Below are 13,155 nucleotides of genomic sequence, written 5' to 3'. Positions count from 1 at the left end.
CGTCGTATCAACGGGTACGAGCAGGTATGAGGGAGGATTTTTTGTGATTCCAGGTACGGCTCGAGTTCGCGACCCGCTGGGACCGCGCGGTCGAACCTGCCCCTGCGCTAAAAGTCCATGCGTCGCAACCTTCGATACCCCGCCGCTGCTGCACCCACGAGCGCCGTGGTCATCACGCCAAAAAACACGGGAATCGATATGCTGCCGCGCCCATACTCGGCAAAACACTTACCCGGATAGAGCAACCATCGTACGTCCCACCATGCACCACCCGCGGGCTGAATCATGAAGCCCGCAAGCAGCCACGCGAAAAATACGAAAAACGGAATGCGCCGGCTGGGAAAAACGAAAAGCGACAGCGCTTGGTGCACGACCGCGATCACCCACATCGTGAACGTCAATGAAAACACCGCAAACGCGGTGTACGCTACCGTCGACCATCCCGCGGGCAGAGTATACCAACGATGCTGTATCGGTATGTCGGCGAGGCGTATCGACGCACCGCTGTCGTGAAATCCCATTGGGATGCCCATCACGAGCGACGCGACGAGGATCGCAACGAAAACGATGCTCATGTACGCAAGCGCAAGCACGCCCATCGATAAGATCTTCGCACACCACCAGCGCAGTGTCGAACGGCTCAACAGAAGCGTCGAGCGGAGCGTTCCGTCCTTGTGCCCGCGTACGATGTCGTCCTCGACGAGCAGCGCGAAACCGAGCAAAATGAGAAAACCGTCATAAAATACATTATTCAAAAACCATTGCGCGACATCCCATACGTTGGCATCGTCCCCCAAGGGCATGAGGTTCCACCACACGTTACGCCGTTTGTCCACAATGAAGGACATGAGCGCGAGCAAATAGACGGGCGGCACGAAACGCCAGCGTACGGTGCTGATGCACGCGACCACGTGGTATTTGATGAGCGCAAGCAGGCTCCCACGGGCATTCATTTCAAAAGCTCGAGGAACGCGCGTTCCAGGGACAATCGTTGTCGTCCAATTTCTTCGACCGCTATTCGTTCGGCGACGATGCATTCCATGAGCGGCATCAGATCGTCCACGCCGGCAATGCGAATACGCGGTTGTTCGCTTTTGCCCTCGTTCACGTCGTCGAGGAATTCATACGTCCCGAGGTTCTTGAACCTGTCATAATCGGCTCGGCTGGAGAACACGATGCCCACGTCGGGCGTGCCGGTATCATCGAGCCTGATTTCTTTCAAGATTTTGCCGTGATTGACCAAAATGACGCGACGACACAACTTCTCGACTTCAGTCAACAGATGACTCGCCAAAAAGATGGCCACGCCTTTTTCGGACAATTCGAGCAGCCATTTTCGTAAAAGAACGATGCCTTCGGGATCCAAGCCATTGGTGGGTTCGTCGAGCAATAGCAATTCGGGCTCGACGATCATCGCCTGAGCAATCATCAGGCGCTGCTGCATGCCGAGCGAATACGATTTGACGGGGCGCTTGTCGTTCGGATCGAGCCCCACGGCGGATAGGCATTGCGCGATGCCGCCGGATGGTTGCCTGTTTTGAATGTCGGCCAAGAGCTCGAGATTGGCGCGTCCGCTCAGGTGCGGGATGCAGCCAAAACGATCGGAGATGACGCCAATGCGATCGGTCGCGACGTGCACGGTGCCTGCGGAGGGTCGCATGAGGCCGGCGAGAATGGAAATGAGCGTGGTTTTTCCGGCGCCATTGGGGCCGATGAATCCGACGATTTCGCCTTTTTCGATGCTGAGCTCGATGTTTTCGAGCGCCCAGCGCTTGCCATAACGCTTGCCAAGGCCGCCGGTTTGCACGACAGCGGTCATGCTCCATGCTCCTTCAGCGCCAATTCGCGTTTTTCAGCGACGAAGATGGAAAGGCCAATGAGAACGATGGCCAATCCCAACCAATACGCAAACCAAATTCCGAGACGGTATTCCAGACCGGGAAGCATGCAGAAATAGTCCCCTCGGACGCACAAGACATGGGTGGGATCGAGCCAATGATGGAGATCTTGATCTGGCACGACCATTGGGATAGCAAAGGGAAGGATCGATGGCACCGCAATGGCCAGATAGGTATTTCCTCGGCAGGCCGCCACAAGCAGTCCCAACAACGCGAACACGCCCGTACCCAACGCTGTCAGGACGATCAAGATGACATCGTTGAGCACGGGATGACTAAGAAACAATGCGGGAAAGGGACCAGGGGCCCTCGCCAACGTATTAGGTAATGGAATGGAGCAATTGATTTGCCCGGTAGGTTCAATAGCCTCCACGAGACAGCCGCTTAGGCCCGGCACGTCCCATGGCAGCACGATCGCCCCCATTCCCATGAGCCAGAGGTACCGGATCAGTGTCGCCAGTGCGGCGACTGCTATGGTGGCCACCGCCTTGTACAGGATGTAGTCGCGGCGACGCACATTTCTGCTCAGGACCAGCCCGACGAAACCGGCCTCCGTGTCCACGGCCAACGCAGCGGCACTCGAGATGCCCGCGACGAGGCCGTCCATCCCGCTAATCATACGTGAAGTGGCTGCGAGTCCATAAAGCCCGGCCGGATCGCCTTGCCCCCTGTGCCAAAAGATGCGGTCGTACGACAGCACGAACATCGCTGCGATGACGAGCAGGAAGTGCTTGCGCAGCACGATGCGTTTCACCTCGATGGCGGACAAACGCAGATGTTCTCGCAGCGGGTTGGTCATGCACGAACCTGCAAGCGTGTGTGGAGCGCGCTCGAACACGCTCCACCCATCCATCGGTGCGACCTTTGTCTAGACAGACGCGTCACGTCAAGGCTTATCGACGACGTACGTGCCTCCGATCCGGACATTCGAAGTTACATCGGAACTGACCGTCACATAGACATCCACCGCTTCGTCCTTGGGGTTGGCCCAAACCCCTTCGCTCGTCGTTGGACACTTGCACAACTCGTCCGTGCGGCCGAGCGCCTTGCCCGAGACGGCGTGGATGACGTAGAACGTCATACAAGCCTCCTTGGAAGTCGAGTCCCACTCGACGCTCAACCGTTGTCCCGGATAAAGCCGAATGTTGCGGTTCGCGTCCCCGCACCGTTCGCTACCAAGCACAGGCGTCGTGCAGGAGAAGGAGTAGAGCACCGCAGGTTTGTCCCGCGCAAGCGCCGCGTCCGCAAGTACCCCGAAAGATCCGAGTACCAAAGTCGAAACCAAGGCATGTCGTAAGAAGTGCTCGGGCATGTTCGTCGCCTTTCTGCATCAGGATAGGCGCCGCGAACTTCATAGGTCAACGAACCACGCATTCAATACACCTTTAGAACTTTTTGCATACCGACGTCGCCAACCTGCAAAAATTTTCCAGATGCGCCCCGCTCGAGTGTCCCTCGTTCGCAACTTTTTTCCAGGTGAAGCCCACCAAAGCGTCATCAAGTGAAAGACGCTTTACAAAGGAGGACACTCGACCGTCCCGCGAGTCAAAACGTTTCTGACCCGAGCTTCGGTGATGTGGGCGAATGCGAGAATGTGTTTTGAAGTGATGACGGGATCGCGTCGTCAACCAAGAAACACCGCTATGCCGGTGCGCCTTCGGATTCGGTTTTCGCTTTGCGCTTCACGGATCGCGAATTGAGCGGCGGGGCGTGCTCCTCCCAATCCGTGTCGTAAAAATAATGCCCCACCACTTGGAGCCTCGCGTGACGCTGCACGAGGAGCGTCGCCAATCGATTGCGATCGTCGACGATGGCCGACGGGCCCGCTGAAGGGCTCGCCGGTGCATTGACGGGACGCAGGTGCGTCGTCAAGAACGAGCCGACTTCATAGGCTTCGGCAATTTGGGCCGGCGTAACGGGGTGTTTTCCCGCAAGGGCTTTCTCGTACTTCGTAAAAAGCTCGGCAAGCGCCACGCAATCCTTGGCGCGATCGCGAAGACCTCGGCCCGCAATGATGACGTCGACGTCGGATTGCGGAATGAATCCATTGGCCGCGAGCCCCTTCGCAACCGAAAGCAATCGGCTGCGAATTTCATTGGCTTGGCCGAGCTTGGCTTTGATGAGCGACTCTTCGGGCACTTCGTTCTCGACGCGAATGGCCGCAAATTGGACCGCTCGGGCAAGCTCGTCGAGGGATTGGAGATGCGCCAGATTCATCTGAGGCAAATGGACAGGAATATCCGCCGCGTGCGTCGCAATGACCTGCATACCGGTCATGACATTGACGATGGCCAGATCGGGATCGATCCGATACGGAAGAACTTGTTCGGCTGGTAATGCGCGGGCCGCGGCAATGTGATTGTCAAAAGCTTTTGCGAGGTTGAGATCCGCCATGATGCGTCCTTTCGAAAGGCGTATAGGCGGAGTGTACTAGCAAACGGGAACGACATACAAGATTCGAAAGAATACCTGGTCGATGATCTAGGATCTACGACCATGGATATCGAATCGGCCATTCAGCCCGGCGCAATCACAACCCGCGCGGATTGTATCCCGTTTTGCCCGTCTTCTTCTTTGCAGTCCCTATCGGCTGAGTCGGCGGCGGCTTCGGTTTGGTCGTCGGCGATTGCTCCGACGCTGCAGCGGACGGCGCCGCCGAAGCAGATGCGGCGGGCTCGATGACCAAGTCGTCCTCCGGCGCCGCTGTCGCCGCGGTCGTCGGGCTGCTATCAACGGGCGCTGGGTTTGTCGCGACAGGCGCCGGCGCGATCGCCGGCACGGCTTCCGTGACGACGGGCGGAGATGTCGTTGCGGCCGAAGGTGCAGGGGTGAAGCTCGGGCTTCCCAACCAAATGATGCCGCCGAGCAAAAGAACCGCGCCTGCGCCGATGCCGACGAACACCATCGGCCGCCTGGGGCTCTCGAGTACCCCGTGCGGCACCCCGATGGCCGTGAGCATGCTCGTCGAGCCCGAGCTTTCAGGCGAGTCCCCGACAAGCTCGGCATGCGTGCGCCGCCGCGATACGGCCTCGAATTCGATGGCCGGCCGATGCAAGCCGAGCCCGCGTACGTAGTTGCCCACGGCACGCGGCGTCGCAGGCATGATCATCGACGCCTGCGCCGCATCCTCGAGCGCTTCCATGAACTGCGCAGCCGTGACAAACCTGTTCTCGGCACGCTTCTCGAGCGCCTTCAAACACGCGCTCGCCACTTCCTCCGGTATCGCGGGATTCCATTCGCGCGGCTGCGGCGCTTCGCGATCCGTGACCTGATAAATCATCGCCACGTCGGTCTCGCCCTGCACCAATCGCTGGCTCGTGAGCATCTCCCAAAGGATGACCCCGGCCGCATACACGTCCGTGCGACGATCGACCGGCAACGACTTCACTTGCTCGGGCGACATGTACGGCACTTTGCCCTTCACCGATCCGGTGCGTGTCGTCGAGAGGCGCGATTCGGCACGAGCGATCCCGAAGTCGGTGATCTTCGTGATGCCGTCGGTGCTCACGAGCATGTTTTGCGGAGACACGTCGCGATGCACGAGGTTCAGCGAGCGACCTTCTTCATCCACGAGCTCGTGCGCAGCATGCAGTCCAGCAAGGATGTCGAGGAAGATGCGCAGAGCGATGTCGATCGGCATCGTGCCTCCACGCTCCGCCAAATATTTCGTGATCTGCTGCAGCGATGGGCCTTCGACGTACTCGAGGATGAGCGCGAGCGTGCCGCCTCGTTCGACCATATCGAGCGTTGCGACGACGTTCGGGTGATGAATGCGCGAAGCAAGACGCGCTTCATCGAAGAACATCCGGACAAACTCGCTCTGACGCGCCAAGTGCGCGTGCATTTCCTTGATGGCGATGCGCCGTTCGAAGCCGCCCGCACCACGCACGTGACCGAAGTACACGGTCGCCATGCCGCCCGAAGCTAGCTCGGCAACCTTCTCGTACTTCCTGTCCTGCTGCTGCACGGACTTGTCCTGCTGGCGCAAAACGGCCATCGCCTCGATAGCTTACTCAACGCGGGCGTGAGCAGAAAGGAGGTTGAGCCGTCGAGCACGAGATCGCAGATCAGAAGCTGCCGCGTAATCCCACCGCGGTCGGGCCGAGAATGGGCGTGACGGTGAATAGAGCGGCTTCTTTTTTCGCTTTTACACGGGGCTTGGTGATGAGCAGCGGAAGGCCGACGCCGACGCCCACGACGCTCGCGATGATGCCTGCGGTGGTGGCGTAACGCAGCATGTCATACGTATTGGCTTCGGCGTGAAATGCAGGAAGGCAGCGGCGATCGGGGCACTTGTCGATGAGGTCGCGCTCCTTCGACACCGCAAGCGATCCATTGATGGCAAATGCGAGCGCTCCGCCTACTCCAACCCCGATACCAACCCATCCGAGCACTTGAAGCTTCGGATCCACTTCGGGAGCTTTCGCCTCGGGGAGCGGCGGCAGTTCGAGCCTGAGCTTCTCGTTCTCTTTGACGACGATGTCGATCTTCTTTTTGACCTGCGTGTCCTTGCGACGAACTTCGACTTCGTGAACGCCGGGATCAATCGGACGCTTTTGTCCAACGAGCGCGGTGGGGATCTGTTCGCCATCGACGAAGACCGTTACGCCTGCGCCCGTCGGTCCGGTGACTTCAATCGTCAATGTCGGGATGAGCGGCAGCAACTGATCGCGTTCGATCAGCGCGTCGGCCTGCGCTTTGCGAAAAGCGGGCGTCATTTGCGCCCTGGGTACCTCGATCCGTGTGACCTCCAAATACCGCTCGGATGCTTCGACAAACCGCCCGAGTTGCACGAGACATCGGGCCGCACGGAGTCCGAGCGTCGGCGCGGGCACGAGCTGCTCGGCCAAGTTGAACTTTTCGAGCGCCTCGGCAAACTGCTGCTTCTCGAACAGCACGATGCCTTCTTCACCAAGCTTGCGTGCGGCGCTGCGCGTCGCGAAGTCCTGAGCTGTAGCGATGCGCGGCATGACGGTGACGATCGTGGCCAAGATGATCGCCATCGTCGTTCGAGCTCGGTTTTTTGAAGGGCGCCGCAGCGGAGAAATCATTTCATCGCCAAAGGATTGAACATTTCGCGCGAGTCAGAAGCCGAGATCGTGATCTTTTCTTGGTTTGACGAACTTCGTTCCCTTCCCGGCATCGGGAACATTTTGCATGGAAGGGGCCCCGGCGTCCTGAACATCGGTAAGCGTGCTCGTCGCGCTCGCGGCAGGCGTCGGTTCAGCCGGCGTCGGCGCCGGCGTTGGTGGCGTTTTCGTGGATGTTTCGGGCACTGCGTTCGACCCCTGATCCTGGGCCGATGCAGCAGGCACGGGACTCGAGTCGTCTCGGCTGCCTGCGACGATCCACACGGCACCTGCAACACCGGCGGCAAGGATGGGCAACACGGCGAGCGCAATGGTCAATGCGCGCCGCGCAGAGCGCTGTCCCGACGCACCACTCGACCACGCAGCGCCATGCGCGGGAGGATCCATGATCTCGGTGTCTTTCGTTGCGCCGAGCGGCACCGTGGCAGGACCTCCGGCACCGCTTCGCAGGAGCACCAGCGCAAGGGTTTCGACGAGCTCGCGGATGGATTGAAAGCGACCATTGGGATCGCGGTTTGCGGCACGGGCAAACCACGCGTCGAACCCGATCGGCACACCCGGCGCGATTTGCGACGGGATGGGCAGAGGGGCGGTACAGATGCGCATGAACAGCTCGCCAAGCGTGTTGCCAGCGAACGCTCGCTGACCCGTGACGCACTCGAATGCGATCATCGCGATCTGCCAAAGGTCGGATCGGTAGTCGAGCGGCCGACCGAGCACCTGCTCGGGACTCATGTACGACGGCGTTCCGACGACGGTGCCGACTTGCGTCTTCAGGTGCGGATCTTTGCCGCCGTCGCTCGTTTTCGCGATGCCGAAGTCGAGGAGCTTGATGACTTCGCGTCCGTCTTCGATCGCGATGAAGACGTTTTCGGGCTTGAGATCGCGATGGACGATGCCTTGCGCGTGCGCCTTTTCGAGCGCGCGCGCGATCTCGCGAAAGATGCGCACGACGTCGGATACCGGCAAGACGCGCGTTTTCTCGAGGCGTTTGGCGAGGCTCACGCCCTCGAGCAGCTCCATCACGATGTACGCGACGTGGCCCTGCGCGCCGTGATCGAGCGTTTGCACGACGTTTGCGTGTTTGATGCTCGCCGCTGCGCGGGCTTCGTGAAGAAACCGCGCCAAGGTTTCTTGGGGGTTCGGTGACGACGCGAGATCGACGAGCTTTACGGCCACCAAAGACCCGAGCGAGAGGTGTTCGGCACGCCAAACCTGCCCCATTCCACCGGCGCCGATGGGGGAGACCAGCCGATACTTCCCGGCGATCACCGTGCCGGCCGTCCAGGGGCTCGGCCGAGTGCTCGGGGGGGCTTGCGGGTGAGAATTCACAGGCGGCCTACCGATTCTAAAGCAGGCGCCAGTGGGACGAAAGTTCCGTGTCGACTTGGGTCGAGCCGGCCTCAGTTGCCAGCGGGCTTTGCCGGCATGTGCGCAGTCGGGGCTGCGGCAGCGAGCGTTGGTGAAGCTTGTGCGATGGGAGGCGCAGCGTGGACGAGTGGTGCGACGGAGGAGGCAAACGGGGATGCAGCCGCGGCCCGGCCACTCCGGTAACGCTTGATGCAGCCGGCGAGGATTTCGCCGATGAGCGTGCGAAAATCGAGGCTCGCGACCTTGCCGATGACGCAGAGGTCGCTGAAGTCGGGCGTGAGGCCCGGTAGCGGATTGCACTCGATGACGTACACCGTGCCGTCTTTGGCCATGCGCAAATCGATGCGTGCGACGTCTCGGCAATGCAGGGCCGCAAATGCGTCGCGCGCGATCTTTTCGATGCGTTTTTGTTCGGCAGTGGTGACCACCGCTGGGCACTCGAAGCGAACTCTCGTAGTGCCCATCTGTTTTTCTTCGTATCCGTACACGGGGGTTTGTCCGGGCTCGACAAAGATCACTTCCATGGGCGGAAGCACTTTGGGCCGCCGTTCTCCGAGCAGTCCCACGGTGAACTCGCGCCCCGCCACGTACTCCTCGACGAGCGCTGGTTGGCCGTAACGTTCCACCATCAATTTGGCTGCTGCCCGCGCGCTCGCTTCGTCGCCGACGACGGATGCACCCGTGATCCCTTTCGACGTCCCTTCGGCGTTTGGCTTGACAATCACCGGATAACGCAGCGGCTTGAGCTTCTCGCGGCCTGTCACGAGCACTTGCCATTCGGGCGTGTCGATCCCCGCTGCACGCAAGATCTGCTTGGTCAAACCCTTGTCCAGACACAGTGACATCGTCGTCGGATCGCTGCCCGAATAGGGAACGCCGAGCAGCTCGAGCAGCGCAGGCACTTGCGCCTCGCGCCCGCGTCCACGAATGCCCTCGGCGATGTTGAAGACGACATCGGGCCCCGCCGCCATCAGTCGATGCGGCAGATCGGGCTTGGCCTCGAGCGGAATGACGGTGTGCCCGAAGCTTTCGATCGCGCTCGTGATGGCCGCGATCGTCGTCGGTGAATCGAACTCGGCTTCGGCATCACCGCCGTCACGCTTCATGTTGAACGTCAAACCCACGCGCAGAGCTGCTTTTTTCGCGCGTCGCGTCGCTTGACCATCCAAGAGATGTTGCAGCCCTCGCCGCTTGCATGCGCTTCGCACGATCGAGCGAATGACACCGTCGAAATCGGTGCCGCTCTTGCGCGTCGCGATGAACATGCCCCCGTTCGGATCAAGCGATGGAAGCGCATCCACCTCGAGAAAGTGCACGTCGTAACCGCTCGCTGAAGAGCTCTTCGCGACACGAAATCCGCATCGACCCAGGTCTTGAATGTCGAGCGCCTTCACGACGCGTTGAGAGAGATCCTGAATGCGGTCGAGCACCGGCCCGGGAAGCTCGGCGATGCGCAATGTCACGTGCTCGGGGCGCACGTGCTTCAAGTAAAAGTCATAGACGTTGTATTCCTTCGAGGACGCGGGAGCGATGACGTACTCGATGGGATCGAGGATGCCGTCGCGACCGAGACCTGCGACGAACGAACAGGAAATGTCGATTCCTCGCAAAAATTGCTCGATGATGAGCCCTGCTGGGAAGCGAACGAGTTGTCGTTCGACGACTTCGGCCAATTCGTGCGTGTTTTGGCAAACGCTGAAGTCGCTTGAAATACCCTTGGACGAACCCTCGAAGTTTGGCTTGACGATCACCGGAAAGGTGACGTCGTCGAGCGCTCCGGCTTCGAGCGCTCTGCGCGTGACGAGACGCGCTCGCGGCGTCGGGACTCCGTAGCCGGCGAGCGTGCGTTTGGTGAGCATCTTGTCGAGCGTCGTGCAGAGGGTGTACGCATCGGATCCCGTGTAGGGAAAGCCGAGCTCGTCGAAGAGGGCTGGGTAAAACGCCTCGCGCGTCTTGCCCTTGAGACCTTCGGCGGTGTTGAACACGAGGTCTGGCGAGATGCTTTCGAGGCGTGAGATCACGCGTGATGCAGGACCTGCGACCTCGACCCGCTCGACGTCGTGACCTGCACGTACGAGCGCGTCTTCGATCGCGTCGATGGTAGTTGGACTGTCGAACTCCGCCTCGTCGGGCGAGCCCGAGATTTTTACGTTGTAGGTAAGCGCGATGCGCATCGTTGAGGCACTCGAGGTCAAGGTACCGCCGCGCGTGTTCCGATCGGACAAACACTACCCTGCTCCAGCCGGGAAGCGTTCTGGAGGAAGGTTTTTCGCGGGAAAGCAGGGAGCTGTGATGCCGGCGGCGATGGGTGATGATGGTAGCCTGTACGCGTGTCAAGCGGTGAGGACTCCCCACGCGCCGAGGCACGTGCTACGGCGACCGTCGTGACCGAAATCGTGGCATTCCCCCAGCCGGCAATCCCCCAGCCGGCGGACGAGCTGAACGAGCCTCAGGCCCGCGCCGTCGCCCACGTCGACGGGCCAATTGTCGTCTTCGCGGGCGCCGGCAGCGGCAAGACGCGCGTCATCACCTACCGCATCGCCAATTTGCTCGCTTGCCATCACGTTCCGCCATTCCGAATCCTCGCGGTCACTTTCACCAACAAAGCGGCCGGTGAAATGCGCCGCCGCGTCGCTTCGCTCGTGGGCGATGAAATCGCCAAAGAGCTTTGGATCGGCACGTTTCACGCAACCTGCGCACGCCTCTTGCGCCGCTTCCACGATGCCGCAGGCCTCGAACGCAATTTCGTCATCTACGACGATTCCGATCAACGCGCCGTCGTCACCCGCGTCCTCAAAGAGCTCAGCCTCGACGAAAAACGCTACCCGCCTCGTCAAGTCCTTTCGCGCATTCACCGCGAAAAGCAAGAAGGTCGCGGCCCCGATTCGTTTGAGTCCCAAGGATTTTTCGACGACGTGATCATCAAAGTCTACGAGGGCTACGAAAAGTACCTTCGCAAGGCCAATGCCGTCGACTTCGACGACCTCATTCTCCGCGTGCTGCACATTGCCGAGGACGAGCAGAGCATGGTGGGCGACGAGCTGCGGGCGCGCTTTCGCCATGTGCTCGTCGACGAATTTCAAGACGTCAACCAAGTTCAATATCGGCTCGTCAGGGCGCTTGCTGCGAGCCGCAATTTATGTGTCGTCGGGGACGACGATCAGAGCATCTATCGCTGGCGTGGCGCGGACGTACGCATCGTGCGCAACTTTCGCCGCGACTTTCCCGATACGACCATCGTCAAGCTCGAGCAAAACTATCGCTCGGTCGGAAACATCGTTTCGACGGCGCTCGGCGTCATCAAACCTGCGAAGGATCGCGAGCCCAAGGAGATCTGGACGGCGCGGGATTCCGGCGATGCGATCGTGGTCGTCGCGGCTCAAAATGAGCACGACGAAGCGGCTTGGGTAGCCGAACGCGTTCGCGAGCTCGAAGCTGCTGGCATTGCTCTCGGCGAAATCGCGATTTTTTACCGCGTGCACGCTCAATCACGCGTTCTCGAAGAAGTTCTTCGCGCCGAACGCATTCCGTATCAAATCATTGGAGGCATGCGCTTTTTCGAACGCGCCGAGGTCAAGGATCTGCTCTCGTATTTGCGTATCATCGACAATCCGCGGAGCGACGTCGATCTCGAGCGAATCATCAACGTCCCTTCGCGGAAAATTGGGCAAACGACCGTCGACAAACTCACGCATGCTGCCAATGCCCTTGGCGTAACGCTTTACGACGCCATCGTTCCACTGGTCGAACGCGGAGGTCTTGCGGGAGCTGCGAAGAAGGCTCTCATGGGATTTCGCGACATCATCGAACGATTGCGCGAAAAAGCGGCCACGGCTCCTCCCAGCCAAATCGCTCGCGAAACGCTCGATATCACCGGCTATGCTCGGATGCTCGACGAAGACGACAGCGCCGAGAGCGATGCGCGAAAGCAAAACCTGCAAGAGCTCATCGGTTCGATTCTCGATTATGAAGCCGAAGCAGCGGCAGCAGGACAAATCGGCAATCTTTCAGGTTATCTCGAACGCGTGACGCTCTCGAGCGACATCGATTCGATGGAAGACGCTCCGCGCGTTTCCATGATGACGGTTCATGCCGCCAAGGGGCTCGAATTCGATTCCGTGTTCATTACCGGAATGGAAGACGAAATTTTTCCGTTCAAGAGTCCCGATCCAAGGCGCAATGAAGACATGGAGGAGGAGCGACGATTGGCGTATGTCGCGGTCACGCGTGCTCGCGAACGGCTTCACGTGACGCATGCCAAGCGGCGGATGATCTTCGGCAACACTCGTTTTGGCGTACCAAGCCGATTTTTGGCTGACTTTCCGAATGGTGCCGTGCAAGCCATCCTGACGCCTGCGGCGGCGAGCGAATTGCAATGGCGGGATGTATCTCGCGCAGCTCCCGAACGCGCTCGAGGCACGTGGTCGCATCCGATGGATCGTCAAGGTGTCCCGGCTGCGGCAAATCGAGCGCCTGCGGCGGCGCTACCGGCGCGACCTGCGGGGGAACGTTACGTCGAACGAGAGGCGTTCGATTCTTCGGGAGAAGGCGGCCTTTTGCGCGGGGCGCGCGTCATGCACGAAAAATTCGGTGTGGGTGTGATTGTCGAAGTGGATCCGGGTGACGATCCCATCGCGACCGTGCGTTTTTCCGGCTGGGGCGTCAAGCGCATCAAAGCTGCGTTCTTGCGTACGGAATGAATGCTGCAAGTGTGCTCGAATTTGCGTCCGTGACGTGACGTTCGTTCTTCTGTCTTGGCGCGAATTGGCGTAACACAGAGTTACCCCCTCGGATGT

The 13,155-nt window shown here is 60.1% G+C and carries 10 protein-coding genes; 1 reads left to right on the top strand and 9 read right to left on the bottom strand.

The window, feature by feature from the left end:
* Window positions 1-107 precede the first annotated feature (107 nt).
* The 9 genes from IPM54_39280 to IPM54_39240 form a co-directional block, all read right to left on the bottom strand.
* Complete coding sequence (locus tag IPM54_39280) at window positions 108-953, bottom strand: hypothetical protein (GenBank protein ID MBK9265820.1); 846 nt, start codon at window positions 951-953, stop codon at window positions 108-110.
* Window positions 950-1,819 carry an ABC transporter ATP-binding protein gene (locus IPM54_39275; protein ID MBK9265819.1) on the bottom strand — a complete coding sequence of 290 codons (870 nt, stop codon included), beginning with the start codon at window positions 1,817-1,819 and terminating at the stop codon, window positions 950-952. Before IPM54_39275 ends, IPM54_39280 begins: the two co-directional genes overlap by 4 nt.
* Window positions 1,816-2,697: a hypothetical protein gene (locus tag IPM54_39270; protein ID MBK9265818.1), complete on the bottom strand. Its 882-nt coding sequence runs from the start codon at window positions 2,695-2,697 to the stop codon at window positions 1,816-1,818. The genes IPM54_39275 and IPM54_39270 overlap by 4 nt, the downstream gene beginning before the upstream one ends.
* Window positions 2,698-2,784: 87 nt before the next feature.
* On the bottom strand, window positions 2,785-3,210 hold the full coding sequence (locus IPM54_39265; GenBank protein MBK9265817.1) for a hypothetical protein: 426 nt from the start codon (window positions 3,208-3,210) through the stop codon (window positions 2,785-2,787).
* A 329-nt stretch (window positions 3,211-3,539) separates the two neighbouring features.
* Window positions 3,540-4,292 (bottom strand): hypothetical protein, encoded by a 753-nt coding sequence (locus tag IPM54_39260; protein MBK9265816.1) that lies wholly within the window; start codon window positions 4,290-4,292, stop codon window positions 3,540-3,542.
* Between the two features lie 136 nt (window positions 4,293-4,428).
* Window positions 4,429-5,895 (bottom strand): protein kinase, encoded by a 1,467-nt coding sequence (locus IPM54_39255; GenBank protein ID MBK9265815.1) that lies wholly within the window; start codon window positions 5,893-5,895, stop codon window positions 4,429-4,431.
* Window positions 5,896-5,965: 70 nt separating this feature from the next.
* On the bottom strand, window positions 5,966-6,901 hold the full coding sequence (locus tag IPM54_39250) for a hypothetical protein (GenBank protein ID MBK9265814.1): 936 nt from the start codon (window positions 6,899-6,901) through the stop codon (window positions 5,966-5,968).
* Window positions 6,902-6,982: 81 nt separating this feature from the next.
* The gene (locus tag IPM54_39245; GenBank protein MBK9265813.1) at window positions 6,983-8,320 is read right to left on the bottom strand and encodes a serine/threonine protein kinase; all 1,338 of its coding nucleotides are present in this window, start codon (window positions 8,318-8,320) and stop codon (window positions 6,983-6,985) included.
* A 71-nt stretch (window positions 8,321-8,391) separates the two neighbouring features.
* Window positions 8,392-10,533 (bottom strand): ATP-grasp domain-containing protein, encoded by a 2,142-nt coding sequence (locus IPM54_39240; protein MBK9265812.1) that lies wholly within the window; start codon window positions 10,531-10,533, stop codon window positions 8,392-8,394.
* Between the two features lie 210 nt (window positions 10,534-10,743).
* Between IPM54_39240 and IPM54_39235 the strand changes: the two genes are divergently transcribed.
* Window positions 10,744-13,059, top strand: a complete 2,316-nt coding sequence (locus IPM54_39235; GenBank protein MBK9265811.1) for a UvrD-helicase domain-containing protein — start codon at window positions 10,744-10,746, stop codon at window positions 13,057-13,059.
* Window positions 13,060-13,155 lie beyond the last annotated feature (96 nt).

This window comes from Polyangiaceae bacterium, assembly GCA_016715885.1.
Classification (GTDB): Bacteria; Myxococcota_A; Polyangia; order Polyangiales; family Polyangiaceae; genus Polyangium.
The sequence above is the reverse complement of the archived record's forward strand: the minus strand, read 5'-3'. Positions and strand labels throughout refer to the sequence as shown.

Excerpts from the sequence above, each read along its gene's own strand:
- IPM54_39265 (MBK9265817.1), bottom strand. The coding sequence starts at position 3,210 with ATGCCCGAGCACTTCTTACGACATGCCTTGGTTTCGACTTTGGTACTC.
- IPM54_39260 (MBK9265816.1), bottom strand. The coding sequence starts at position 4,292 with ATGGCGGATCTCAACCTCGCAAAAGCTTTTGACAATCACATTGCCGCG.
- IPM54_39280 (MBK9265820.1), bottom strand. The coding sequence starts at position 953 with ATGAATGCCCGTGGGAGCCTGCTTGCGCTCATCAAATACCACGTGGTC.
- IPM54_39240 (MBK9265812.1), bottom strand. The coding sequence starts at position 10,533 with ATGCGCATCGCGCTTACCTACAACGTAAAAATCTCGGGCTCGCCCGAC.
- IPM54_39270 (MBK9265818.1), bottom strand. The coding sequence starts at position 2,697 with ATGACCAACCCGCTGCGAGAACATCTGCGTTTGTCCGCCATCGAGGTG.
- IPM54_39275 (MBK9265819.1), bottom strand. The coding sequence starts at position 1,819 with ATGACCGCTGTCGTGCAAACCGGCGGCCTTGGCAAGCGTTATGGCAAG.
- IPM54_39250 (MBK9265814.1), bottom strand. The coding sequence starts at position 6,901 with ATGGCGATCATCTTGGCCACGATCGTCACCGTCATGCCGCGCATCGCT.
- IPM54_39255 (MBK9265815.1), bottom strand. The coding sequence starts at position 5,895 with ATGGCCGTTTTGCGCCAGCAGGACAAGTCCGTGCAGCAGCAGGACAGG.